23 protein-coding genes are annotated in these 23,574 nt (G+C 62.2%); 13 read left to right on the top strand and 10 right to left on the bottom strand.

Annotation, left to right across the window (positions count from 1 at the left end):
• Positions 1-188: 188 nt before the first annotated feature.
• The 3 genes from KW568_RS03555 (at position 189) to gdhA (ending at position 4,128) form a co-directional block, all read left to right on the top strand.
• A complete protein-coding gene (locus KW568_RS03555; RefSeq protein ID WP_004575714.1) occupies positions 189-593 on the top strand; it encodes a hypothetical protein in 405 nt (134 codons plus the stop codon).
• A gap of 304 nt (positions 594-897) precedes the next feature.
• The gene (ettA, locus tag KW568_RS03560) at positions 898-2,565 is read left to right on the top strand and encodes an energy-dependent translational throttle protein EttA (protein WP_003247499.1); all 1,668 of its coding nucleotides are present in this window, start codon (positions 898-900) and stop codon (positions 2,563-2,565) included.
• A 222-nt stretch (positions 2,566-2,787) separates the two neighbouring features.
• Positions 2,788-4,128 (top strand): NADP-specific glutamate dehydrogenase, encoded by a 1,341-nt coding sequence (gene gdhA / locus KW568_RS03565; RefSeq protein WP_003247498.1) that lies wholly within the window; start codon positions 2,788-2,790, stop codon positions 4,126-4,128.
• Between the two features lie 196 nt (positions 4,129-4,324).
• Here the strand turns inward: gdhA and KW568_RS03570 are convergent, their stop codons facing one another.
• The 4 genes from KW568_RS03570 to KW568_RS03585 form a co-directional block, all read right to left on the bottom strand.
• Complete coding sequence (locus KW568_RS03570) at positions 4,325-4,822, bottom strand: GreA/GreB family elongation factor (RefSeq protein WP_004575713.1); 498 nt, start codon at positions 4,820-4,822, stop codon at positions 4,325-4,327.
• Positions 4,823-4,889: 67 nt separating this feature from the next.
• Positions 4,890-5,246 (bottom strand): hypothetical protein, encoded by a 357-nt coding sequence (locus KW568_RS03575; RefSeq protein ID WP_004575712.1) that lies wholly within the window; start codon positions 5,244-5,246, stop codon positions 4,890-4,892.
• 101 nt (positions 5,247-5,347) lie between these two features.
• Positions 5,348-7,201: a DUF4105 domain-containing protein gene (locus tag KW568_RS03580; RefSeq protein WP_004575711.1), complete on the bottom strand. Its 1,854-nt coding sequence runs from the start codon at positions 7,199-7,201 to the stop codon at positions 5,348-5,350.
• Positions 7,202-7,272: 71 nt separating this feature from the next.
• Complete coding sequence (locus KW568_RS03585; RefSeq protein WP_003247492.1) at positions 7,273-7,761, bottom strand: DUF3015 domain-containing protein; 489 nt, start codon at positions 7,759-7,761, stop codon at positions 7,273-7,275.
• 249 nt (positions 7,762-8,010) lie between these two features.
• Between KW568_RS03585 and KW568_RS03590 the strand changes: the two genes are divergently transcribed.
• The 5 genes from KW568_RS03590 to KW568_RS03610 all read left to right on the top strand — a co-directional run bounded on the left by KW568_RS03590 (position 8,011) and on the right by KW568_RS03610 (position 12,767).
• A complete protein-coding gene (locus KW568_RS03590) occupies positions 8,011-10,449 on the top strand; it encodes a Lon protease family protein (RefSeq protein ID WP_004575710.1) in 2,439 nt (812 codons plus the stop codon).
• 162 nt (positions 10,450-10,611) lie between these two features.
• Positions 10,612-10,950 carry a hypothetical protein gene (locus tag KW568_RS03595; protein WP_003247487.1) on the top strand — a complete coding sequence of 113 codons (339 nt, stop codon included), beginning with the start codon at positions 10,612-10,614 and terminating at the stop codon, positions 10,948-10,950.
• 191 nt (positions 10,951-11,141) lie between these two features.
• The gene (locus tag KW568_RS03600) at positions 11,142-11,630 is read left to right on the top strand and encodes a TIGR00645 family protein (RefSeq protein ID WP_003247486.1); all 489 of its coding nucleotides are present in this window, start codon (positions 11,142-11,144) and stop codon (positions 11,628-11,630) included.
• Between the two features lie 128 nt (positions 11,631-11,758).
• Entirely contained in the window at positions 11,759-12,064 is a 306-nt protein-coding gene (locus KW568_RS03605) for a DUF6482 family protein (RefSeq protein WP_003247483.1), read from the top strand.
• An 85-nt stretch (positions 12,065-12,149) separates the two neighbouring features.
• Entirely contained in the window at positions 12,150-12,767 is a 618-nt protein-coding gene (locus tag KW568_RS03610; RefSeq protein ID WP_003247482.1) for an FKBP-type peptidyl-prolyl cis-trans isomerase, read from the top strand.
• Positions 12,768-12,793: 26 nt separating this feature from the next.
• On the opposite strand, the gene KW568_RS03615 is transcribed toward KW568_RS03610, so the two are convergent.
• From KW568_RS03615 to KW568_RS03625, 3 genes are all read right to left on the bottom strand, one after another.
• The gene (locus tag KW568_RS03615; protein ID WP_003247479.1) at positions 12,794-13,039 is read right to left on the bottom strand and encodes a hypothetical protein; all 246 of its coding nucleotides are present in this window, start codon (positions 13,037-13,039) and stop codon (positions 12,794-12,796) included.
• An 84-nt stretch (positions 13,040-13,123) separates the two neighbouring features.
• A complete protein-coding gene (locus KW568_RS03620; RefSeq protein WP_003247477.1) occupies positions 13,124-13,465 on the bottom strand; it encodes a zinc ribbon domain-containing protein YjdM in 342 nt (113 codons plus the stop codon).
• Positions 13,466-13,624: 159 nt separating this feature from the next.
• Entirely contained in the window at positions 13,625-14,593 is a 969-nt protein-coding gene (locus KW568_RS03625; protein ID WP_003247469.1) for a polyprenyl synthetase family protein, read from the bottom strand.
• A gap of 244 nt (positions 14,594-14,837) precedes the next feature.
• On the opposite strand from KW568_RS03625, the gene rplU reads away from it, so the two are divergent.
• The 5 genes from rplU (at position 14,838) to KW568_RS03650 (ending at position 18,525) form a co-directional block, all read left to right on the top strand.
• Positions 14,838-15,152: a 50S ribosomal protein L21 gene (rplU, locus tag KW568_RS03630; RefSeq protein WP_003247466.1), complete on the top strand. Its 315-nt coding sequence runs from the start codon at positions 14,838-14,840 to the stop codon at positions 15,150-15,152.
• Positions 15,153-15,190: 38 nt separating this feature from the next.
• Positions 15,191-15,448: a 50S ribosomal protein L27 gene (gene rpmA / locus KW568_RS03635; RefSeq protein ID WP_003247464.1), complete on the top strand. Its 258-nt coding sequence runs from the start codon at positions 15,191-15,193 to the stop codon at positions 15,446-15,448.
• 188 nt (positions 15,449-15,636) lie between these two features.
• Entirely contained in the window at positions 15,637-16,863 is a 1,227-nt protein-coding gene (cgtA, locus tag KW568_RS03640; RefSeq protein WP_003247460.1) for an Obg family GTPase CgtA, read from the top strand.
• Positions 16,864-16,948: 85 nt separating this feature from the next.
• Entirely contained in the window at positions 16,949-18,067 is a 1,119-nt protein-coding gene (gene proB, locus KW568_RS03645) for a glutamate 5-kinase (RefSeq protein ID WP_003247458.1), read from the top strand.
• The gene (locus tag KW568_RS03650; protein WP_003247456.1) at positions 18,064-18,525 is read left to right on the top strand and encodes a CreA family protein; all 462 of its coding nucleotides are present in this window, start codon (positions 18,064-18,066) and stop codon (positions 18,523-18,525) included. The genes proB and KW568_RS03650 overlap by 4 nt, the downstream gene beginning before the upstream one ends.
• 92 nt (positions 18,526-18,617) lie before the next feature.
• Here the strand turns inward: KW568_RS03650 and mksF are convergent, their stop codons facing one another.
• From mksF to mksB, 3 genes are read right to left on the bottom strand one after another with little or no spacing between them, the layout of a single operon-like run.
• Positions 18,618-21,449, bottom strand: coding sequence for an Mks condensin complex protein MksF (gene mksF, locus KW568_RS03655; protein WP_003247454.1), 2,832 nt, complete (start codon positions 21,447-21,449; stop codon positions 18,618-18,620).
• A complete protein-coding gene (mksE, locus tag KW568_RS03660; protein ID WP_003247452.1) occupies positions 21,446-22,153 on the bottom strand; it encodes an Mks condensin complex protein MksE in 708 nt (235 codons plus the stop codon). Before mksE ends, mksF begins: the two co-directional genes overlap by 4 nt.
• Entirely contained in the window at positions 22,143-23,432 is a 1,290-nt protein-coding gene (gene mksB / locus KW568_RS03665) for an Mks condensin complex protein MksB (protein ID WP_003247449.1), read from the bottom strand. The genes mksE and mksB overlap by 11 nt, the downstream gene beginning before the upstream one ends.
• Positions 23,433-23,574: the final 142 nt, after the last annotated feature.

Genomic DNA, 23,574 nt, shown 5'->3' on the forward strand with positions numbered 1-23,574 from the left:
CGCCGGGCTTGCGCACCGCGGTGGCGCACTATAAAGCCGGACACCCGAAACCGGCTAGCATGCCTCGGATTATGGCGAAGTGCCAGCCATGTTGACCGGTGGTGGCTGCCCGGTGGTTCGGCAAGCCCCTGTAACCTGTGCGAGAATAGCGCCCGCTATACATGACAACGCATCGGAGATGTTCGCTTTTGGTTACTCACTTTTCCTCCAATGGCCTCGATTCCGCCTGCGGGCGCAGCAGTCAGACCCTTGTCAGTACTGCCGTGACCGAGGACGTATCCTGCAAGTCTTGCCAGCGTTCGCTGGGCAAACCCGAGGCGGCCGCTGCCGCCAAAAGCAAGGCCCCATCGCTGGCTGAACTGCGCAAGACCGCCAAGGTGGCAGCAGAGCCGGCTGTTGCAGTACCGGCGGTCAAGCCGGCAGCCAAGGTGGTCAGCACTGCGCCTGCACCTGGCAAACCGGCCAAGGCGGCCGAGCAGCACCCTGCCCGCAGCGGCGGCTTCAGCGTGAAGTCCGCCTGGGCCGCACGCCTGGCCGAGCAGGGCGACCGTTGCCGCTTGCCGCGGGGCAAGGCCAAGCAGCGTCACGTCTGAGCCTCTTCGGCTGCTGTGCCGGCCCTTTCGCGGCTAAAGGCGCTCCCACAGGTACTGCATTGCCCTTGAAGGCAGTCAGATCCCTGTAGAAGCGGCTTTAGCCGCGAAGAGGCCAGCACAGGCAATAGATTCCCCCCAGGGATCACCCCGATCACACCCCACTATCGGCCCCTCCTATGCAACGCCGCGCGTTGGCGTAGAATGGTCGACTTTGTTCAATGACACCCCGTAAACACATCCCACTGGCCACCGCGTGCCGGGGCGATCGGCGATGTCTTTACCTATCTGATTAGAGGGCTTGGTTTTGGCTCAATACGTCTACACCATGCATCGGCTGAGCAAGGTCGTGCCGCCGAAGCGGGAAATTCTCAAGAACATTTCCCTGTCGTTCTTCCCTGGCGCCAAGATTGGCGTACTTGGCCTGAACGGCGCCGGTAAATCGACCCTGCTGCGGATCATGGCGGGCGTCGACAAGGAATTCGACGGCGAAGCCCGTCCGATGCCCGACATCAACGTGGGTTACCTGCCACAGGAACCGCAACTGGACCCAACCAAGACCGTGCGTGAAGTGGTCGAGGAGGCGGTCAGCGTAATCAAGGACGCCCAGGCCCGCCTGGACGAGGTCTACGCGGCCTACGCCGAGCCGGATGCCGACTTCGACAAGCTGGCCGCCGAGCAGGCCAAGCTGGAAGCCATCCTGCAGGCCGCTGATGGCCACAACCTGGAGCGCCAGCTGGACGTCGCTGCCGACGCCCTGCGCCTGCCCGCCTGGGATGCGCGCATCGAACACCTGTCCGGTGGTGAGAAGCGCCGTGTGGCCCTGTGCCGCCTGCTGCTGTCGGCACCCGACATGCTGCTGCTGGACGAACCCACCAACCACTTGGACGCCGACTCGGTGGCCTGGTTGGAGCGCTTCCTGCACGACTTCCCGGGTACCGTGGTAGCCATTACCCACGACCGTTACTTCCTCGACAACGTCGCCGGCTGGATCCTGGAGCTGGACCGCGGCGCCGGCATCCCGTACGAAGGCAACTACTCGGGCTGGCTGGAAGCCAAGTCGGAGCGTCTGGCGCAGGAATCCAAGCAGCAGAGCGCCCACGAGAAGGCCATGAAAGAGGAACTGGAGTGGGTGCGCAAAGGCGCCAAAGCCCGCCAGTCCAAATCCAAGGCCCGTCTGCAGCGCTTTGAAGAAATGCAGTCGCAGGAATTCCAGAAGCGCAGCGAAACCAACGAAATCTACATCCCGGCCGGTCCGCGCCTGGGTGACAAGGTTATCGAGTTCAAGAACGTCACCAAGGGCTACGGTGACCGTGTGCTGATCGACAACCTGTCGTTCGCCATGCCCAAAGGCGCCATCGTTGGCGTGATCGGTGGTAACGGTGCCGGTAAGTCGACCCTGTTCCGCATGTTGATGGGCAAGGAGCAACCGGACTCGGGCAGCATCGAGATCGGTGAAACCGTGCAGTTGGCCTGTGTTGACCAAAGCCGCGAGGACCTGGACGGCGCCAAGACCGTGTTCCAGCAGATCTCCGACGGTTCCGACCAGATCCGCATCGGCAACTACGAGATCCCTTCGCGTACCTACGTTGGCCGCTTCAACTTCAAAGGTGGCGATCAGCAGAAGTTCGTCAAGGACCTGTCCGGTGGTGAGCGTGGCCGCCTGCACCTGGCCCTGACCCTGAAGGAAGGCGGTAACGTTCTGCTGCTCGACGAACCGTCCAACGACCTCGACGTCGAAACCTTGCGCTCGCTGGAAGAAGCCCTGCTGGACTTCCCGGGCGCCGCGATCGTGATTTCCCACGACCGTTGGTTCCTGGACCGTGTGGCTACTCACATCCTGGCGTACGAAGACGACTCGAATGTGGTGTTCTTCGAAGGTAACTACACCGAGTACGAAGCCGACCGCAAGAAGCGTCTGGGTGATGCTGCAGCCCAGCCGCACCGTGTACGGCACAAGAAACTGGCCCAGTAAGCCGGTTTTCTGATGCACAAGAATGGGGCCCCAAGGGGCCCCATTTTTGTGCCTGGCGGGCCGCTATAAAGGGCGAGGCGAAGGTGTATTTTGTATACACTTACATAAAACGCACCAAATAATTTCAAAAAAACGACATTTCGCCCTATTCCGGTGCGATTGCTTCTTGGTACATTTCTGAAAAAAACCAATAAGTCCAATCCTCTTGGTGAGATGTCTACCATGATCGAATCTGTCGACAATTTCCTTGCACGCCTAAAGCAGCGTGACCCAGGCCAGCCGGAATTCCACCAGGCGGTGGAAGAGGTGCTGCGCACCCTGTGGCCATTCCTTGAAGCCAACCCCCACTACCTGCAGTCCGGCATCCTCGAGCGCATGGTCGAGCCCGAGCGCGCCGTACTGTTCCGCGTCTCGTGGGTCGACGACCAGGGCAAGGTGCAGGTCAACCGCGGTTACCGCATTCAGATGAGCAGTGCCATTGGCCCGTACAAGGGCGGGCTGCGCTTCCACCCGTCGGTGAACCTCAGCGTGCTGAAGTTCCTGGCGTTCGAACAGGTGTTCAAGAACTCGCTGACCTCGCTGCCCATGGGTGGCGGCAAGGGCGGCTCGGACTTTGACCCGAAAGGCAAGAGCGACGCCGAAGTGATGCGCTTCTGCCAGGCGTTCATGAGCGAGCTGTATCGACACATTGGCGCTGACTGCGACGTACCGGCCGGTGACATCGGCGTGGGTGCCCGCGAAATCGGCTTCATGTTCGGCCAGTACAAGCGCCTGGCCAACCAGTTCACCTCGGTGTTGACCGGCAAGGGCATGACCTATGGCGGCAGCCTGATCCGCCCGGAAGCCACCGGCTATGGCTGCGTTTACTTCGCCGAAGAAATGCTCAAGCGTCAGGACAAGCGTATCGACGGCCGCCGCGTGGCGGTGTCTGGTTCGGGCAACGTCGCCCAGTATGCTGCGCGTAAGGTCATGGACCTGGGCGGCAAGGTGATCTCGCTGTCTGACTCTGAAGGTACCTTGTATGCAGAAGCCGGGCTGACCGACGCCCAGTGGGACGCCTTGATGGAGCTGAAAAACGTCAAGCGTGGACGTATCAGCGAGCTGGCCGGGCAATTCGGCCTTGAGTTCCGCAAGGGCCAGACCCCGTGGAGCCTGCCGTGCGACATCGCCCTGCCATGCGCCACGCAGAACGAGCTGGGCGCCGAAGATGCCCGCACCTTGCTGCGTAACGGCTGTATCTGTGTGGCCGAAGGCGCCAACATGCCGACTACCCTCGAGGCTGTGGATATCTTCCTGGACGCCGGCATTCTGTACGCCCCGGGCAAGGCCTCCAATGCGGGCGGCGTAGCCGTGTCGGGCCTGGAAATGTCGCAGAACGCCATGCGCCTGCTGTGGACGGCCGGTGAAGTGGACAGCAAGCTGCACAACATCATGCAGTCTATTCACCATGCATGCGTGCACTACGGTGAAGAGGCGGATGGCCGTATCAACTACGTCAAAGGGGCGAACATCGCGGGCTTCGTGAAAGTGGCCGATGCGATGCTGGCTCAGGGCGTGGTCTGATCTGAGACCGTAGGGGGCCGCTTTGCGGCCCATCGCGACGCAAGGCCGCTCCCACAGGCTCTCACAGGCTCTCACAGGCTCTCACAGGCTCTCACAGGCTACCAAGGGTTGGATTGGTGTCCAATTTCTCGGTGGCAGTCCAGCTTGTGGGAGCGGCCTTGCGTCGCGATGGGCTGCAAAGCAGCCCCCAGGGCCCTCAACCCTCGCCCAGAATCTCAACCACCTCTATCACCTGTTCCCCCACCGGCCGCCGCCAGACCACCTCATCCCCCGGCCCAGCCCCGAGCAAAGCCCGCCCCAATGGCGAACCCCAGTTGATCAAGCCACGCCCGGCATCCGCCTCATCCTCGCCCACCAGCTGCACCACCTGCTCCTGGTCCTGCGCGTCGACAAATCGCACCCGGCTACCAATCTGTACCTTGCTATGCGAAGTCGCCGCGGGTACCACCTGGGCGCTTTGCACCCGCGCGCTGAAGTAGCGCAGATCCCGCTCGGTATCGGCCAGCCGTTGTTTGTCGCCCTGTTCGCCCTGCGCCTGCAGTTCGCTGCGCAAGGCATTCAGCTCGGCCACCCGCGTCTGCAGCTGGCGCAGGCCGCTGGCCGTCACATAGTTGGGCTGTTCGCTGATGCGCCGCTCGACCGGCTGGTCGGCCTGGTCGGCGGCTTGGTCTTCGTTGACGAATGCTCGGCTCATGCAGGGCCTCCTTGTGCGTGAGACCATCATGGCAGGCCGCCGGTTTAAAGGAATGTCCGTTTGCGACTCAGTTGTGGCGATAGGCCTTGGCAGCGCCGCGGTCCTTTTCCTGTTCCCACTCGCGGTCGCGCTGGTCCCAGAAGCGCTCGTGGTATTGGCGCTGTTCTTCGCTGTTCTGCATGGCGTGACACTGGCGGAAGCCATCGTCCCAGCCGGTTTCGTACTGACGCTCGTGCAGGTAGCGCGGTACGTTTTTGCGAAAGTTGCCCACCATCAGCCCGGCCGCCTGGCGGCCACTGCTGCAGCCGTCCTGGAAGCCATCCGCATAGGCGGGCGGGTAACCGTGGTTGACCATCTGCTCGTGGGTGGTTTCGCAACCTGACAGCAACACCGCAATGCACACGCCGAACCAGTACCGCGACATAGCCACAAAGCCCTCCAGTTGATGATGGGAAGTCTAGGTGGCGGTTTGTCGGGTAGGTGTCAAAACAGTGTCAAAGAGTCGGATGGCTCCCACAATTCACGTCAGTAGTGATACCACTTCAGCTCGAGCATCACCTCGTTCTGTGCCGTGGCCAGGTGGCTGAACTCACGCGAGGCACTCAACCGAAGCCCAAGGTTCTGGCTGATTTCCCACTGCTGGTTCAGGCTCACACTGCGTCGCACTTCGCCGTTGGTGAAGTAATCGCCCTTGGCCTCCAGCGTCATGTTGCCCAGTCCGTTGCGCCACAGCAGCCCGCCATTGAAGCCAGCCGCCGGGGCAATGAACTCAGCGAAGTCGTTGTGATGCTCGACCCGCACCGTGCCCAAGGCAAACCCCAGCAAACCGTCGGCCAGCTGCCAGGTGCCGCCAGCGCCACCATTCACATGGCTCACCAGCACTTCGTCATCATGCTTGCCCGGCACCCGCTCCAGCCCCCCAGCCACTTGCCATGACCAAGGCTTGAGCAGCTCGTTACGGGGTGTCAGTGAACGGATGGTGGCCAGGTCCAGGCGCTGCACCTGCCAATCGTTTCCTTCGTACTGGCGCAGCTTCAATTGCAGGATTTCGATCTGTGCGCCCAGCGGGAAGCCATAGGCGTTGTCATTCAGGTCGTGGTAGGCCATGCGCAGGCCATATTCGGCGTAGGCGCGGTCTTCACGGGTGCCCACGCCCAGTTGCCAGGTGCGCGAGTCATGGCCATCCTCGGGCAGGCCGGGGCGCTCGATCTGCAGGGGCGGCGGCGGGTTGCTGTTGATCGCCCGCAGCAACTCGAAGCTGCGTTTGGCCTGCCCTGGATCGCGTTCCTGGCCATTGGCCCGATACCGCTCAAGACGATACGCGGCATCTTGCACCAACGCTTGGCGTTCGCGAGGCAGGGCCTGGAATTCAGGGCTTTGCAATTGCGCAGTGTCGGCGCTTACAGCCAGCACCTGGCGCTTTTCGTTGGGGTCGAGTGGCTCGGCCCTGGCCAGCAATTCACGTTCGCGAGAGGGGCGGTAGGTTTCGCTGGCGACCAGGCCGGACTGCTTCACGGCTTTCACCGTGTCGGTGGGAATGGCGGTCAGCGGGAACTGAGACGTCAGGTCCAGGCTTGGCCGGGCCACTTGCAGCAGCTCCAGCAGGCGATAGGAGCAGTTTTCGTCGAAGAAGAAGTAGTCGAACTGGATCTGCTTCAGCTCCCACACATGCTCGACCATACGTCCGGTTTCTTCGGGGGTCAGGTCCAGCTGGTATTCCCACAGGTCGCGGTTTTCCAAGCTGCGGTATTCGGACAGTTTTTCCTGGTAGGGCATCAGCGCGAACAGCCCCGGGTAGCCACCCATCAGGCCTTTCCAGGCGTACAGGATGCTGTTGTCGCTGCCTTCGATATAGGCACCGAAGTTGATGGCGTAGCTCAGCAGCGTGGTGTCGTCGCTGCGGGTGTTGGACTGGTCGATGCGCAGCAGGGTGTGCCCGAACATCGACGACGGGCTGTTCAGGTAGGCTGCCGGGAAGATCAACGCGGCGCTGTGCGGGTCGATCGACTGGTACCAGGTCTTGAATTCCTGGCAGTCCGGTTGTGGCAAGTCTTGCAGATCGAGCTGTTCGCGCAGCCAGCGGGTGCGCGCGGGGAATACGCACTGGGCGTGCTTGTCACCGAGGCTGGCCGGGGCATACAGCGCAGCGACCGTAGCCTTGAGTTCCTGGTCCGGATGATGCGCGCCATCTTCGGCGAGGAAGAACGCATCATCGTCCACATAGCTGCGCCAGCCGCCGAGCTTGGCGGTTTCGTAATGTCCAATGGCGAGCCAGTAAGGGGTATTGGCCAATTGCTGGAGACGGCCTGGATCCAGCAGGGGGGCGGCATGAACAGGGGCGCAGGCACACAGCGCCAGGGCAGCGAGGCGTTTGAGCATATCGGGCAACTACTTCTTGACGATGCCGAAAAAGGCGAAACCCGCCCCGGGTGGGGCGGGAGCAGCTGTGCTTAGGCCTCGGTAGCGTATTTGGCCAGGCGGGGGTCGCTCTTCAGAACGGCCAGGGTGTTGCTGTGGACAGTTTCGGCAGTGACGTCGGCGCTGCTGAAGATCTGGTTGAAGTGCTGGTGGGTGACCGAGTTGAAGTAGCTGCGGTCCTCCGGTGCTACGCCGAGAACGACGGCATAGGTGGTCAGTGCTTCGCCCTGGCCCATGGCCATGTCTTCGGAAAGCTCGTTCATCATGCCGTTCATGGCGAACCAGGACTTGCCGCCGTAGGTCAGCGAAGCCTTGGTCGAGCAGCCGTTGGTGCCGGAGGTCATGCCGAAGGTGGCGTTACCGGAGGTGCCGTTGGTGGTAGAAGCCAGGAAGTGTGCCGGCGTGCCGCGCTGGCCTTCGAACAGCATGTTGCCCCAGCCGCAGTTCGGGCCGCCCGGCGCTTCGGCCATGGCGTTCAGCGAGACCACGGTGAACAGAGTACCCAGAAGAATCCGTTTCATAGCATTTGTTCTCTTTGTCTTAACCAAGGGTCAGGGTTTCTGGCAACTCGGTTGCCAGGTCGGGAAAGCGTTTCACCCACCCGCGCAGTTTGGAGTTTAGGCACGATCTAAAGGTTGCGTTGTTGATTGCGAAAAATTTGCTGTCACAAGACTGCACCGGCTGCGACATAAAGTCCTGTGGAGCCTTGCAAGGCGCGCGCGGGCAGCGCCAGAATGCTGCGTATCTGCCCGCCGAAGTAAGGAAACCCAATGCCCGATCCTGTCGCTGCGCGCCTGCGTCTTGCGCCTGAAGCCCTGACCCGGCGTTTCTCCCCCGAGCAGTTTGCTTTTACCCATACCGACGATCTGGAGCCGTTTCGCGGAGTTCTGGGCCAGGAACGTGCTGTCGAGGCCCTGCAGTTTGGCGTGGCCATGCCGCGTCCTGGTTACAATGTGTATGTGATGGGCGAGCCCGGCACCGGGCGCTTCTCGTTCGTCAAGCGCTACCTCAAGGCCGAGGGCAAGCGCCAGCAGACCCCGGCCGACTGGGTCTACGTCAACCACTTCGACGACACCCGTGAACCACGCGCACTGGAGCTGCCGTCCGGAAGCGCCGCCGAGTTCATCAGCGACATGGGCGGATTGATCGACAACCTGCTGTCGACGTTCCCGGCGGTGTTCGAACACCCGTCCTACCAGCAGAAGAAGGGCGCCATCGACCGCGCTTTCAACCAGCGTTATGACCGCGCTCTGGATGTGATCGAGCGCGCGTCGCTGGAAAAGGACGTGGCCTTGTACCGCGATGCCAGCAACGTCGCCTTCACGCCGATGGCTGATGGCAAGGCGCTGGATGAAGCTGAATTTGCCCAATTGCCGGAGGAGGTGCGCGAGCAGTTCCACGAGGACATTGCCCTGCTTGAGGAGCGCCTTAACGAAGAGCTGGCCAGCCTGCCGCAATGGAAGCGCGAATCGAACAACCAGCTGCGCCAGCTCAACGAAGAAACCATCACCCTGGCGCTGCAGCCGTTGCTGGCGCCGCTGTCGGAAAAGTACGCCGAAAACGCGGCGGTTTGCGCCTACCTGCAATCGGTGCAGTTGAACCTGTTGCGTACGCTGGTCGAGCAACTGGTCGATGACAGCAAGTCCGACGCCGTGGCCCGCAAGCTGCTCGAAGAGCAGTACGCGCCCAGCCTGGTGGTGGGCCATCACGCTGACGGTGGTGCGCCGGTGGTGTTCGAGCCGCACCCGACCTACGACAATCTGTTTGGCCGTATCGAATACAGCACCGACCAAGGTGCGCTGTATACCTCCTATCGCCAACTGCGCCCAGGCGCGCTGCACCGGGCCAACGGCGGCTTCCTGATTCTGGAAGCCGAGAAAATGCTGGGCGAGCCGTTCGTATGGGACGCGCTCAAGCGTGCGCTGCAGTCGCGCAAGCTGAAGATGGAGTCGCCGATCGGTGAGCTGGGCCGTGTTGCCACTGTCAGCCTGCAGCCGCAGGTGATTCCGCTGAACGTCAAGCTGGTGATCATCGGCTCGCGCCAGCTGTACTACGCACTGCAGGACCACGACCCGGACTTCCAGGAGATGTTCCGCGTGCTGGTGGACTTCGATGAAGACATGCCGATGGTCGACGAGAACCTGGAGCAGTTCGCCCAGCTGTTGCGCACCCGCACCAACGAAGAGGGCATGGCGCCGCTGACCAGTGACGCGGTGGCGCGTCTGGCCACCTACAGTGCGCGTCTGGCTGAAAACCAGTCACGCCTGTCGGCGCGTATCGGCGACCTGTTCCAGCTGGTCAGCGAGGCTGATTTCATTCGCCAGCTGGCCAGTGACGAAATGACCGACGCAGGCCACATCGAGCGTGCGCTCAAGGCCAAGGCCACCCGTACCGGCCGTGTGTCGCAACGGGTGCTGGACGACATGCTCGCCGGCATCATCCTGATCGACACAGAAGGCGCGGCCATCGGCAAGTGCAACGGCCTGACCGTGCTGGAAGTGGGTGACTCGGCGTTCGGCATGCCCGCGCGTATTTCGGCCACCGTCTACCCCGGCGGCAGCGGTATTGTCGATATCGAGCGTGAGGTCAACCTTGGCCAGCCGATCCACTCCAAAGGGGTGATGATCCTCACCGGTTACCTGGGCAGCCGCTATGCCCAGGAGTTCCCGCTGGCGATCTCCGCGAGCATCGCCCTGGAGCAGTCCTACGGCTACGTGGACGGCGACAGCGCCTCGCTGGGCGAAGCCTGTACGCTGATCTCGGCCTTGTCGCGCACGCCGCTCAAGCAGTGCTTCGCCATCACAGGTTCCATCAACCAGTTCGGTGAAGTGCAGGCGGTGGGGGGGGTGAACGAGAAGATCGAGGGCTTCTTCCGCCTCTGCGAGGCGCGTGGCCTGACCGGCGAGCAGGGGGTGATCATTCCGCGTGCCAACGTCGCCACCCTGATGCTTGATGAGCGCGTGTTGCAGGCGGTGGAGAACGGCATGTTCCACGTCTACGCGGTCAGCCAGGCTGATGAGGCGCTGAGCCTGCTGGTGGGCGAGGAGGCCGGGGTACTCGACGACAAGGGGCTGTTCACCGAGGGCAGCGTCAACGCTCGGGTGGTGGAGCGCCTGCGTGAAATTGCCGAGATGATCAGCGAGGAAGACATCGAGAAGGCAGAAAAGGAACGCCTGGAAGAGGTAATTGCCCAGGCCAAACCGGCCTGAGTCAATAAACTGGCGCTGGCGGCGATGTGCTACCGTTCAGCGCCAGTTTTCCATCTTTCTGTACTGTTCCTCTATGCTGGAACTTAAGGACGGTACAGCGTTCAGGATGGAAACAGCCTGAGGGTTTCGGGCTGAACAAGGCTCATTGGAGGGGACGCGGCCATGCGCAACCTCAGCCTCACACGCCAGTGCCTGGGCCTGGTGACCCGTATCGAATGCAGCATTCGCCCGCTGGCCGGTGACAACGGCATGTGGACGTTGCTGTTCGCCGCCGGCATGGCCGGTGAACAACCCTCCGCGATCAAGGCGCAGGGCCCGTTTCATGGGCCACTGGTGGCCGAGTCGGTGCTCAATGCCATTGTCGACAGCCTGACCCTGCATGGGTACCAGGTGGCCGAGGACCCGCAGATCTGGTGTTTGCATTTGCAGGCGCAGTTGCGACGGATCAATGGTGAGCGGTGTCGCAACCTGGGGGATTACCAGTTTCATCCTGAGACCTGAAAAATGCCGGGGCCGCTTTGCGGCCCATCGCGACACAAGGCCGCTCCCACAGGTACAGCATCGCCTTGCTGTGGGAGTGTGGCCTTGTGTCGCGATCAGGCTGCGGAGCAGCCCCCGGGCTTTTGCTGTAACAGGTGGCTGGCTATACTCGCCGTCGTTTTTCAGTCACCTGACGAGTCTCAAAACCCTCCATGGAACGTATCCTCGAAAATGCGATGTACGCCTCGCGCTGGCTGCTCGCCCCGATCTACTTCGGCCTGTCCCTCGGCCTGCTGGCCCTGGCGCTGAAATTCTTCCAGGAAGTGGTCCACGTCCTGCCCAACGTCTTTGCCCTCAGCGAAGCCGACCTGATCCTGGTGATCCTGTCGCTGATCGACATGTCGCTGGTCGGTGGCCTGCTGGTGATGGTGATGATTTCCGGTTACGAAAACTTCGTCTCGCAGCTGGACATTGATGAAAGCAAGGAAAAGCTCAACTGGCTGGGCAAGATGGACTCCTCGTCGCTGAAGATGAAGGTTGCCGCGTCGATCGTGGCGATTTCGTCCATTCACCTGCTGCGGGTGTTCATGGATGCGCAGAACATCTCCACCGATTACCTGATGTGGTACGTGATCATCCACATGACCTTCGTGGTCTCGGCGTTCTGCATGGGCTACCTGGACAAGCTGACCAAGCACTGAGTCCGCTTGCTGCTTACACCGCTCGGCCGTTGCCAAACGGACGGGCGGTGTCGTTTCTGGCTTGTGCTTTTAGCCGGTCTGTACAAAAAATGAGCTCTCATGCGTGGTTCCTATCGCGAGGTGCTCTCATGAACCTGCATCAGCTCAATACCGAGGCCAGGGCTGGCCATGTCGACGAACTGAACCTGATCGCCATCGAAGGCGGTGACTACCTGCTCGAGGCTCGGGTCAAAGGCCATCCTCACCCCCTGTCCGATACCCGCGGTGAACGCTTGCGCGTGCACTCGGTGGAAGATGCGCGCAAGTTGCTGCAAACCATTCCCTTGCTCTCGATGAACCTGGTGCACTGGTCGGTGCAGGACGAAATGTGCGGCATGGGTACGCACCCGGAAGAAGACCTGAAGGTGCCGATTTCCCAGCGTTCGGCCTGGTAGCTGCTCGCAGCGCCCCAGTGTGCTAGGCTGCTCGCCCTTTTTATCAAGGGCGCGGCTGCATTGCGCCCTGCAGTGGAGCACGACAATGTCCGAACTCAACCTGTCTACCGACGAAACGCGCGTCAGCTACGGTATCGGCCGTCAGCTGGGCGGCCAGCTGCGCGACAACCCGCCACCAGGCGTTAGCCTGGAAGCCATCCTGGCCGGCCTGACCGACGCCTTCAACGGTGCCGACAGCCGCGTCAGCGAAGCCGACCTGTCGGCCAGCTTCAAGGTCATCCGTGAGGTGATGCAAGCCGAAGCTGCAGCCAAGGCCGAAGCCGCCGCTGCTGCTGGCAAGGAGTTCCTGGTCGAGAACGCCAAGCGTGAAGGCATCACCACGCTGGCTTCGGGCCTGCAGTTCGAAGTGCTGACCGCTGGCGAAGGCGCCAAGCCGACCCGCGAAGACAACGTGCGTACGCACTACCACGGCACCCTGATCGACGGCACCGTGTTCGACAGCTCCTACGAGCGTGGCCAGCCGGCTGAATTCCCGGTCGGCGGCGTGATCGCTGGCTGGACCGAAGCCCTGCAGCTGATGAACGCTGGCAGCAAATGGCGCCTGTACGTGCCAAGCGAGCTGGCTTACGGCGCCCAAGGCGTTGGCAGCATCCCGCCGCACAGCGTACTGGTGTTCGACGTCGAGCTGCTCGACGTTCTGTAATGCCCTAGAGGCCGGCCCTGCCGGCCTCAATTCCAGTCTGTCCCCTCAGGGCGCAATGCCCGCGCATAGCAGAACAGAAACAGATTCCGTACCAGTTCCTTGAGCACCCCCGGCTCACTCGAATTCAGCCCGCTCATGTCCAGGTCACCCTGGTCACGCAGTTCGTCGAGGGCTTCTTCTTCAAGCACCGCGCACACTTCGCCGGTTTCCCGATGAAGAATGCGCAGGTAGGGGTGAGGGCGTTCCAGCCAGGCGTCGATCAGATAAGTCATGGCTATTCTCCTTGGACAGCAGTTCCAATGAGAATAATTCTTATTACGTAAATGGCAAGCGCCAATTGCCGGATTTTTGTGTAATCAGACTTTGCGGACGAACTCGGACTTCAGTTTCATGGCACCGATGCCGTCGATTTTGCAGTCGATGTCGTGGTCGCCGTCGCACAGGCGGATGTTCTTGACCTTGGTGCCAACCTTGACCACCAGGGACGAACCCTTGACCTTGAGGTCCTTGATCACGGTGACGGTGTCACCGTCTTGCAGGATGTTGCCGACCGAATCCTTTTTCACCACCTCGTCACTGGCCGCCTCGGCATCGCCGCCGGCCGACCACTCGTGGGCGCATTCAGGGCAGATCAGCTGAGTGCCATCCTCATAGGTGTATTCGGAGTTGCATTTTGGGCAGGGTGGCAGAGTGCTCACTTCGGTTCCTCAAACAAACAGACGGGCGGTTAAAAGCCCACATTGTAAAAGGTAATTTCCCGGAAGTGATTATGTCCGGACAAAAAGCATCGCGGGCAAGCCGGCTCCCACAAATGGTGTAGGAGCGGGCTTGCCCGCGAATGAAGGCGACTCGGTCTGTCAGTGCGTACGCGCGACCGCAAACTCGCTCAGTTCAACCAGCGCATCCCGGTATTCACTGGCAGGCAGCACTTCGAGGCAGGCGATGGCACGCTTCACGTAATCGCGCGCCAGCTCGGCGGTGTACTGCAGCGCGCCCGACTCTTCGACCGCGACGCGAATCTGTTCCAGATCTTCCAGGCCACCCTTCTGGATCGCCTGGCGTACCAGCGCCGCCTGCTCGGCAGTGCCTTCGCGCATGGTGTAGATCAGTGGCAGGGTAGGTTTGCCCTCGGCCAGGTCGTCACCGACGTTCTTGCCCAGGGTCTGCGAGTCACCCTTGTAGTCCAGCAGGTCGTCGACCAGTTGGAAGGCCACGCCCAGATGGTCGCCAAAGGTACGCAGGGCTTCGCGCTGCTCGTCGGTGGCCTGGGCCAGTGCCGCAGCACTGTGGGTAGACGCTTCGAACAGCATCGCCGTCTTGCCGCGAATGACCTCCATGTAGACTTCCTCGGTGGTGCTGGCGTCGCGTACGCGCGACAGTTGCAGCACTTCACCTTCGGCAATCACCCGGGTGGCCTTGGACAGAATCTGCATGACCGGCATCGAGCCCAGTTCGACCATCATTTCGAATGAGCGCGAATAAAGGAAGTCGCCCACCAGCACGCTCGGCGCGTTGCCCCACAGGGCATTGGCAGTAGAGCGGCCACGGCGCATGCCGGACATGTCGACCACGTCGTCGTGCAGCAGGGTGGCGGTGTGCAGGAACTCGATGGTGGCGGCCAGCAGGCGCAGGTCGTCGCCTTCGCGGCCCAGGGCCTTGCCACACAGCAGTACCAGCAGGGGACGCAGGCGCTTGCCACCGGCGGACGTGATATAGTCGCCGATCTTCGATACCAGCGGCACGCGCGAGGTCAGCTGCTTCTTGATGATCTCGTCGACGGCGCTGAAATCATCAGCCACCGCGCGGTAGAAGGTTTGGGGTTGCATCGGCTGCTCCAGTGAGGTTGCGCGGCATGCTAGGTCGCAGGTCCCGGTGTGTCAAGGCGCGGTGCCCGCAGGCCGGGGGCGGCACTTGCAAGCAAAACCGCGGTTGCGTACAATCGCGCACCCTAACTTCCTGGGCAGCACCTGCCTTACGCAATTGCGCCGGGCCGTTCCAGCCCTGTGCAGCCATGCCAGCCAATACTCATCATATAAAGCGCTGGGTGAGCAGGATTATCGGAGAAATACCATGTCTTACGCAGTAATCGTTACCGGCGGCAAGCAGTACAAAGTCGCTGAAGGTGAATTCCTCAAGATCGAAAAACTGGAAGTCGCCACTGGCGAATCCGTGACCTTCGATCGCGTTCTGCTGGTCGCCAACGGTGAAGAAGTCACCATCGGTGCTCCAGTTGTTGCTGGCGCTAAAGTAGTGGCCGAAGTCGTTTCGCAAGGCCGCCACGACAAGGTTCGCATCATCAAGTTCCGTCGTCGTAAGCACCACATGAAGCGTATGGGCCACCGCCAGTGGTTCACCGAGATCAAAATCACCGGCATCCAGGCTTAATCCCCTAGATCCCCTGAATTTATTTGGAGAATTGAACCATGGCTCACAAGAAGGCTGGTGGTAGTACTCGTAACGGTCGCGACTCAGAATCTAAACGCCTTGGCGTGAAGATGTATGGCGGCCAGGTTATCAAGCCAGGCAACATCATCGTCCGTCAGCGCGGTACCGAATTCCACGCTGGCTACGGCGTTGGCATGGGCAAGGACCACACCTTGTTCGCCAAGATCGAAGGCGTGATCAAGTTCGAGAAGAAAGGCGAGTTCATGCGCCGTTACGTGAGCATCGTCGCCGCTTAATCGCGACGTCGCTCCAGAAGCCCCGTCATGCGACGGGGCTTTTTCGTTTGTGGTGAGCCTCTTGCAAAGCTGTTTGTCTGGGTTGCCGGCGTTGGTTTCTACGGTCGTACGGGGCCGCCGCGCTCATTTTTGCAAGAGCCTCATGTTTTTGAGTCATTCAGCTCGTCTACCGACGAGAGGCGGTTTTAATGAAGTTTGTTGACGAAGTATCCATTCGGGTCAAGGCCGGTGACGGTGGCAACGGTTGCATGAGCTTCCGTCGCGAGAAGTTCATCGAGAACGGCGGCCCTAACGGCGGTGACGGCGGTGACGGTGGCTCGGTGTACATGATTGCCGACGAAAACCTGAACACCCTGGTCGACTACCGCTACACCCGTCACCATGAAGCCCAGCGTGGCTCCAACGGCGGTAGCACCGACTGCACCGGCAAGAAGGGTGAAGACCTGTTCCTGCGCGTGCCGGTCGGCACCACCGTGATCGATGCTTCCACACAGGAAGTGATCGGTGACCTGGTTACCCCTGGCCAGAAGCTGATGGTCGCGCAAGGTGGCTGGCACGGGCTGGGCAACACCCGTTTCAAGTCGAGCACCAACCGTGCACCGCGCCAGACCACCCCAGGCAAACCGGGTGAGCAGCGTGACCTGAAGATGGAAATGAAGGTGTTGGCCGACGTCGGCCTGCTGGGCTTGCCGAACGCTGGCAAGAGTACCTTCATCCGTTCGGTCTCGGCCGCCAAGCCGAAAGTCGCCGACTACCCGTTCACTACCCTGGTGCCAAACCTGGGCGTGGTCAGCGTCGACCGCTGGAAGAGCTTCGTCATCGCCGACATCCCCGGCCTGATCGAAGGCGCCTCTGAAGGTGCCGGTCTGGGTATCCGCTTCCTCAAGCACCTGGCGCGTACGCGCGTGCTGCTGCACCTGGTGGACATCGCGCCGCTGGACGAAAGCAGCCCGGCCGATGCCGCCGAAGTCATCGTCAACGAGCTGACCCGCTTCAGCCCGTCGCTGGCCGAGCGTGAGCGCTGGCTGGTGCTGAACAAGGCCGATATGGTCATGGACGACGAGCGTGACGAGCGTGTGCAGGAAGTGATCGATCGTCTGGAGTGGGAAGGCCCGGTCTACGTGATCTCGGCTATTTCCAAGCAGGGCACCGACAAGCTCAGCCACGACCTGATGCGCTACCTCGAAGACCGCGCCGACCGCCTGGCCAACGACCCGGCCTACGCCGAAGAGCTGGCCGACCTCGACCAGCGCATTGAAGACGAAGCCCGTGCCCAGTTGCAGGCCCTGGACGACGCCCGTACCTTGCGCCGTACCGGCGTCAAGAGCGTGCACGACATTGGCGACGATGACGGTTGGGACGATGATTTCGAGGACGACGAAGACGGTCCGGAAATCATTTACGTGCGCGACTGATCGGTTGCAGTACACTAAACGCCGCTCTCTGGAGCGGCGTTTTTGTATCCACGGTATCTACAGATTCGACATAGGTTGGAAGAAGATGCGAAGCAAGGTGACGGGCGCCAAGCGCTGGGTCGTTAAGATTGGCAGTGCTCTGCTGACCGCCGATGGCAAGGGCCTCGACCGCGGTGCAATGGCCGTTTGGGTCGAGCAGATGGTCGCGCTGCGTGAGGCAGGCGTGGAGTTGGTACTGGTCTCCTCCGGGGCCGTGGCTGCCGGCATGAGCCAGCTGGGCTGGACCAAGCGACCGAGTGCGATGAACGAGCTGCAGGCGGCTGCCTCGCTCGGCCAGATGCGCCTGGTGCAGGCCTGGGAGTCGAGCTTCGGGGAGCACGGGAAGCACACCGCGCAGATCCTGCTGACCCATGACGACCTGTCCGACCGCAAGCGTTACCTGAATGCCCGCAGCACCCTGCGCACCTTGGTCGATCTGGGTGTGGTGCCGGTGATCAACGAAAACGACACCGTGGTCACCGACGAGATCCGCTTTGGCGACAACGACACCCTGGCGGCGCTGGTGGCCAACCTGGTCGAGGCCGACCTGCTGGTGATCCTCACCGACCGCGATGGTATGTTCGATGCCGACCCGCGCAACAACCCCGAGGCGCAGTTGATCTACGAAGCCCGTGCCGACGACCCCTCGCTGGATGCCGTGGCCGGTGGTACCGGTGGTGCCCTGGGCCGTGGCGGCATGCAGACCAAGCTGCGTGCGGCGCGCCTGGCTGCCCGTTCCGGTGCCCACACCATCATTATCGGTGGCCGCATCGAGCGCGTGCTGGACCGTCTGAAGGCGGGCGAGCGCCTGGGCACCTTGCTGTCCCCTGAGCGTGGCATGCTCGCTGCGCGCAAGCAGTGGTTGGCCGGTCACCTGCAAACCCGTGGCACCCTGGTGCTGGATGCCGGTGCCGTGCAAGCGCTGCGTCAGGCCAACAAGAGCTTGCTGCCGGTTGGCGTGAAGACAGTGCAGGGCAGCTTCCGTCGTGGCGAGATGGTGGTGTGCGTCGGCCCGGACGGTGTTGAAGTGGCTCGCGGCCTGGCCAACTACAGCGCCCTGGAGGCGCAGAAGATCATTGGTCAGTCGTCCGAAGCCATCGAGTCGATCCTTGGCTATAGCGCCGAGCCGGAACTTGTACACCGCGACAACCTGGTGCTGGTATGAGCCTGCTGAAGAGCGTAATCGCGGTGGCAGCGTGCGTGCTGCCGATGTTGGCTGGCGCCGAAGAGATCGGCCAGGTGTCCACCGTGTTCAAGTTCCTCGGGCCGAACGATCGCATTGTGGTCGAGGCGTTCGATGACCCTAAGGTTGAGGGCGTGACGTGCTACCTGTCACGTGCCAAGACTGGCGGAGTGAAGGGGGGCTTGGGGCTGGCCGAGGACCGGGCGGAGGCATCGATTGCCTGTCGTCAGGTCGGGCCGATCAACTTCAAGGGTGAGCTCAAGGATGGCGAGGAAGTGTTCAAGGAGCGCACCTCGCTGGTGTTCAAGACCATGCAGGTGGTGCGTTTTCTCGACAAGAAGCGCAATACGCTGGTGTACCTGGTGTACAGCGACCGCATGATCGAAGGCAGCCCGCAGAATGCGGTGACTGCCATTCCGATCCTGCCTTGGGCTCATTGATAGCCCGCGCCTACATACGCTCGGTGGTTGGACGCAGGCCGGCGTAGGAGCGGGTTCACCCGCGAAAGGGCCGCAACGCGGCCCCGGCTATCTCAGGCCAGCTCCTCGGCCTGATCCTCACGCACAACCGCCTTCACTTCATCCAGCCGGCTGATGAACTTCCAGTCCGCCTCGTCGATGTAGATGCCGTTCGGCCCGCTGCCACCTTCCAGGTCGATCGCAACGTGCGCCGAGACCTGTGGTTTCACACTCGCCAGGATCGGTACGAAGCCCAGTTGCTGGCTGGTTTCCAGCAGTGCCGCCTGGTTGCGTTCGTCGATGTCTGCCGCTTCGTCCAGGTAGTACGGCAGGCGAATGCGCCCGGCCAGATCACGGTCCATCAGGTGCAGCAACAGGTACATGTTGGTCAGCGCCTTGATGGTCATGGTGGTGCCGTTGGACGCCGCACCGTCGATGTCGGCGTGGATGATCGGCTGGCCATTGACCTTGGTGATCTCGAACGCCAGCTCGAACAGGTCCTTCAGGCCCAGCTGGTTGTGGTTGGCCGCCACCAGCCGTGCCAGGTACTCCTTGGCCTCTTCGTTCTTGTTGTCCTGATCGGCACTCTGGGTCAGATCGAAGACCGACAGGGTTTCGCCTTCTTCGTACTGGCCGGCACTGTGGATAATCTGGTCGATGTGCTTGAGCGCTTCCTTGTTCGGCGCCAGTACCACGCGGAAGCTTTCCAGGTTGGACACCTGGCGCTTGTTGATCTCGCGGTTGAACAGGGCCAGCTGGTGCTCAAGGCTGTCGTAGTCGCTGCGGATGTTGCGCAGGGTTCGGGCGATGTCGGTGACCGCAGCGCGGCGTGCCTTGGCCAAGGTCAGGGCTTCGTCGGTACGGTGCGCGTAGGCGTTCACCAGCAGTTGCAGGCGGCGTTCCATGTCGTCTTCGCTGTCGAACTTGGCCACGCCTTTGAGGCGCACCTGGGCGTACAGCGCCTCGATCTGGTTGTCCACCCGCTGCAGGCCTTGCCAGCTGTCCTGGTAGTCATTGAGCAGCGGCAGCAGGTTGTCCATCGAGTCGTCGATGGCTTCCATGTATGGCGTGCCGTAGGGCAGGTCGGCCGGCAGCAGCTGGCGACGGCGCAGGGCATCTTCCAGGGTGCGCTGCTTGGACTCGAGGTCGCCGAGCTGACGGCCGACCAGTTGCAACTTGGCTGACAGCTGCTGGACGCGCTCGGTGAAGGCGTCGCTGGAGCGCTTGAGTTCGTCCTGGGCCGCTTCCAGCTGCGAGAGCTGTTCCAGCTTCTCGGGCTCTTCGGCGGTGAGGGTTTGGCTACGGCGGAAGTCTTCCAGCGCCTTCTGCGCGTCCAGCACTTCCTGGTACAGGGTTTCAGTCTGCGCTTTGGACGCGGAGCGGTCGGCGGCCACGGCCTGCTGGGTCTTGAGCTGCTTGAGTTCTTTTTCCAGGCGCTCTTTCTGGTCGCGCAGGGCGGCGCGGTCGGCCAGGGCCTGCAGGGCCGGTGGGTCGATGTGGGTCAGGTCGATGGCCAGGCCTGGGGCCTCGAAGCGCTCGCCCTTGAAGCCGTCCAGCACCGCTTCCAGCGATTTTACCCACAGGTCGCTGTCGTCCAGCTCGATGCCGCGGTCGCCCAGCGGCAGGCTGAACAGCGCACCGTTGAACAGGCGCATCAGGCGGTCGACGTCCTGCTGCGAGAACTCCTCGCGCAGGCGGGCATAGCTGTTGTTGTCAGCGTGATCCAGCTGCTGCTTGACCTGCTTCAGGCGTTTTTCCAGGTCGCGTACGCGCTCGTCGAGGTCTTCGGCACTGAACTGCCGTGACTGGGCCAGGGCGCCGGCCAGCTCGTCGTGGGCGTCTTTGGCTGCCAGCAGTTGCTGCTCCAGCACCTTGACGTCATCGACCAGCGCAAAGCGGTGCTTGAGCACCGACAGCTCGCCTAGCCAGCGCTGGATACCGGTAATTTCACGCTCTAGGCGCATCAGCTCCTGGGTGCCGCCGCGCTGGTCGTTCTGCAGGCGGTCCTGCTCGCCACGGTAGTGCTCGGACTGGATGACCAGCTCTTCCTTGCGCGCCATGGCGTATTCCTGCCAGGTGCCCAGCAGGGTGTCGAGCACAGGCGAAATGCGGTGCAGCTTGCCACGCAGGATGTCGCGCTGGGCCACGCCACCGGCCAGGGCCTCGACCAACGGGCCGGCAGCCACCAGGGCGTTGTAGTCCTGCTCCATGCGGCGTACGTCGCGGAAGGCTTCCTCGCACGCAGCGATGTAGTCGACGCTGCCCGAGCGCAGGCTGTGCTCGAAGGCGTCGAGGAACAGCTGCTTGAGCTTGGCGGCGGTGATCTCACGCATGTGCAGCAGGTTGATGAACAGCGCGCGGAAGGTTTTCAGGCTTTGCTCGCTGGTGGAGCGCAGCGGGATCATGGTCAGGTCCAGCGGCACCGAAGTGTGTCCGCCCACCAGCAGCCGGCGCAGTTCGTCCGGCTTCAGTTCGTAAGCCTTGATCCCCAGGCGTTCAAGGTTGGTGAACAGCTCTTTCTGACGCAGGCAGGTGTCGTTCTTCTGGTAGTGGGCCAGGTCCAGTTCGCCCTTGTAGGCGAAGAACTGGTGGCCGAAACCGCCACCCGGGCCGCGCCCGACCACACCAATCACGTGCGTGCCGTGGGGCAGGCTCAGTTCGCAAAGAATGTACGACGTGTCGCTGGCGAAGTAGAAGCGGCGCGATTGCTCAAGGCTGTACTTGCCGAAACTCATGTCCGACATACGTGCCAGGATCGGGAACTGCAGGGCATTGATCGAAGCCGATTTACCCAGGTTGTTGGCGCCGTATACCGACAGCGGGTGCTCCAGCGGGAACAGGCCAAGGCTGTAGCCGGCGGTGTTGAGCAATGCGAAGCGGCGGATGCCGTAGCGTTCCTGGCTCATGCGTCAATCTCCTGTTGCTCTTCGCGGATGGCCCGGGCCAGGGCGTCCTCTTCGCTTTCCTCGCCCTGGAAAGGCGTGAGGTCGAGCGGGTCGTCGGTACGGTTGAGTTCTTCGGCGCTTTCTTCCTCGACCAGTACCGGGGTCGGCAGCGGCAGGGCGCTGTGCAGGGTGGCGGCCAGGTCGCGGTCCTGCTGCACCGAAAGGCACACATCGAGGAAGCGGTGCATGGGCGGCAGGAAGCGGTAGATGCCGCCTTCCTCATGGGCGAAGCCGAGCTGGGTCATGCGCCGCAGGATTTTTTCTTCCAGCTCGTCCACGGTCTGCACTTCGGCCTGCAGGAACAGGTCGCGGTACTTGTCCAGCAGCGAGGGCAGTTCGTCGCGACCGATGCTGCCGCCATCGAGCACGGCCATCGGGTCGCGGCCCTGGTCAGCAAGGTGCTCGACCAGGATGAAGGTGAACAGCGACAGGCGCTGCGCGGTCTTGTTGACCTGCGCGGCGGTCATGTCGGGCACGAAGTAATAGAAGCCACGGGTATCGCACACCAGCTCGAAGCCCAGGGCCTTGAACAGGGTGCGGTACTGGTCCTGGAAGTTCGACAGCTGGGCGTACAGCTCAGGGTCGCGCCGGCTGACGTGGAAGCCTTTGAACAGCTCGCGGAAGATCGGCGCGAGCTGGGACAGTTCGGAAAGATCAAGATGCATGGGCTGGGCTCGCGTTGGGTTCGGTAGGCGCGCTAGGGGCGTCTTCGCGGCTGGAGGTCAGGGCGAACGAATGCAGGCTGACCAAATGTTCCTGAGTGGTGTATTCGCGGCGGTCGAGGCGTTCGCGCTTGAAGCGCTTTTCCCGCGACAGGCGCGAGAACCAGTACAGCAGCTCGTCGGTGGCGCCTTCGGGCTCCTGCTCCAGCAGCCAGACCATCAAGTCGGGCAGTGGCAGGGCCTGTTCGCAGCGTTCGGCCATTTCCTTGACCGTGCGCGGGGCACGGGGCAGGGCGCCGGACTGGGTCTTGTGGGCTTTGGGGAAGCGCGCCGGTTTGGGCTCGAAGCGGGCCAGTGCGTAAACGTAGGCCTCGACCTGGCTGGCACTGCCAAGGAAGGTGCTTTGCGGGCGGGTGAACATCGGCATGGCCGCCTGCGGCACGGCATCGATGCCCTTGCGCCGGATCACCGACAGGGCCAGTGCAGCGCCGCGGGTCACGGCGTTGTGGCGGCGGGCTTCTTCGCGCAGCGGCAGCAGCAGTTCGCGGGCGTGGCGCAGGGTCAACTGGGCGCTGGTCTGCATTTCCAGAATGCGCGCGTGGGTGCGCAGCAGCATGTCGTCGTCGACCAAGTGGCCCAGGCGCGCCTGTTCGCCCAGCAGTTTCAGCAGCACGGTCTCGACCTTGCGTACACCCTGTTCGAAGGCGCCGTCGGCGTTGACCAGCTGGATCATCGGCTCGACGTATTCGTCCCAGGTGGCCAGCACTTCGGCATAACGCTGGCGCAGCGGAATCTGGCGGTTGCTAGTCTTGGCCCGTTCGGCCACGGCCACCAGTGCCTGCTCGTCGTTGTCGAGCTTTTTCAGCACATCGCGCACACGCATGTCGAGCAGGCGCAACTGGCGTGCCAGGTCGTCGCTGTCGCGGTTGTCGAAGGCATCCTGGATGTGCCCGGCCAGGCGCTCCAGGTGGCGCAAGTAGGCTTCGATCTCCAGACACAGGCCCAGCCGGTGTTCGCGGCGCAGGTAGGCGAGGAAGTCGTGGATCTGCGCGTTGAGCTCGAAACGGTTCGGGCTCTTGGCCACTGGGACCAGGATATCCAGGCGGATCCACACGTCGAGTAGCTGGGTGATGTCCTGCGGGGTGCTTTCGAGCTGCTGGCGGGCCACATGCTGGCGCAGTTCGACCAGGCTCAGGGTGCCCTGGTCGAAACGCTCGCACAGCGGCTCGATCAGGGCCCAGTGTTCGGCTAGGGCGCGCAGGACGCGCTTGGGTTCGATCATTGGCTTCGACTCGTTGCCAAGAAAAAGGGGGCGATTGTACTGCATTCGCGGGGGTGGTTTTTACCCCTTGGTCTGTAATGAGAGATAACCTTTAGGTTTGTGGGTATATGTCGTTGTTCTAGTGGCACTCGTGAGATCGAGC

Origin of the sequence: Pseudomonas sp. HD6515, from assembly GCF_024971855.1 — a bacterium.
Lineage (GTDB): Bacteria > Pseudomonadota > Gammaproteobacteria > Pseudomonadales > Pseudomonadaceae > Aquipseudomonas > Aquipseudomonas alloputida.

What these genes read in the sequence shown, in the direction of transcription:
- KW568_RS03580 (WP_004575711.1), bottom strand. Translation starts at nt 7,201, where the DNA reads ATGCTCAAACGCCTCGCTGCCCTGGCGCTGTGTGCCTGCGCCCCTGTT.
- rplU (WP_003247466.1), top strand. Translation starts at nt 14,838, where the DNA reads ATGTCTTACGCAGTAATCGTTACCGGCGGCAAGCAGTACAAAGTCGCT.
- cgtA (WP_003247460.1), top strand. Translation starts at nt 15,637, where the DNA reads ATGAAGTTTGTTGACGAAGTATCCATTCGGGTCAAGGCCGGTGACGGT.
- KW568_RS03585 (WP_003247492.1), bottom strand. Translation starts at nt 7,761, where the DNA reads ATGAAACGGATTCTTCTGGGTACTCTGTTCACCGTGGTCTCGCTGAAC.
- rpmA (WP_003247464.1), top strand. Translation starts at nt 15,191, where the DNA reads ATGGCTCACAAGAAGGCTGGTGGTAGTACTCGTAACGGTCGCGACTCA.
- KW568_RS03600 (WP_003247486.1), top strand. Translation starts at nt 11,142, where the DNA reads ATGGAACGTATCCTCGAAAATGCGATGTACGCCTCGCGCTGGCTGCTC.
- KW568_RS03650 (WP_003247456.1), top strand. Translation starts at nt 18,064, where the DNA reads ATGAGCCTGCTGAAGAGCGTAATCGCGGTGGCAGCGTGCGTGCTGCCG.
- KW568_RS03605 (WP_003247483.1), top strand. Translation starts at nt 11,759, where the DNA reads ATGAACCTGCATCAGCTCAATACCGAGGCCAGGGCTGGCCATGTCGAC.
- KW568_RS03610 (WP_003247482.1), top strand. Translation starts at nt 12,150, where the DNA reads ATGTCCGAACTCAACCTGTCTACCGACGAAACGCGCGTCAGCTACGGT.
- KW568_RS03615 (WP_003247479.1), bottom strand. Translation starts at nt 13,039, where the DNA reads ATGACTTATCTGATCGACGCCTGGCTGGAACGCCCTCACCCCTACCTG.
- mksE (WP_003247452.1), bottom strand. Translation starts at nt 22,153, where the DNA reads ATGCATCTTGATCTTTCCGAACTGTCCCAGCTCGCGCCGATCTTCCGC.
- mksF (WP_003247454.1), bottom strand. Translation starts at nt 21,449, where the DNA reads ATGAGCCAGGAACGCTACGGCATCCGCCGCTTCGCATTGCTCAACACC.
- KW568_RS03570 (WP_004575713.1), bottom strand. Translation starts at nt 4,822, where the DNA reads ATGAGCCGAGCATTCGTCAACGAAGACCAAGCCGCCGACCAGGCCGAC.
- mksB (WP_003247449.1), bottom strand. Translation starts at nt 23,432, where the DNA reads ATGATCGAACCCAAGCGCGTCCTGCGCGCCCTAGCCGAACACTGGGCC.
- gdhA (WP_003247498.1), top strand. Translation starts at nt 2,788, where the DNA reads ATGATCGAATCTGTCGACAATTTCCTTGCACGCCTAAAGCAGCGTGAC.
- KW568_RS03625 (WP_003247469.1), bottom strand. Translation starts at nt 14,593, where the DNA reads ATGCAACCCCAAACCTTCTACCGCGCGGTGGCTGATGATTTCAGCGCC.
- proB (WP_003247458.1), top strand. Translation starts at nt 16,949, where the DNA reads ATGCGAAGCAAGGTGACGGGCGCCAAGCGCTGGGTCGTTAAGATTGGC.
- KW568_RS03595 (WP_003247487.1), top strand. Translation starts at nt 10,612, where the DNA reads ATGCGCAACCTCAGCCTCACACGCCAGTGCCTGGGCCTGGTGACCCGT.
- KW568_RS03590 (WP_004575710.1), top strand. Translation starts at nt 8,011, where the DNA reads ATGCCCGATCCTGTCGCTGCGCGCCTGCGTCTTGCGCCTGAAGCCCTG.
- KW568_RS03575 (WP_004575712.1), bottom strand. Translation starts at nt 5,246, where the DNA reads ATGTCGCGGTACTGGTTCGGCGTGTGCATTGCGGTGTTGCTGTCAGGT.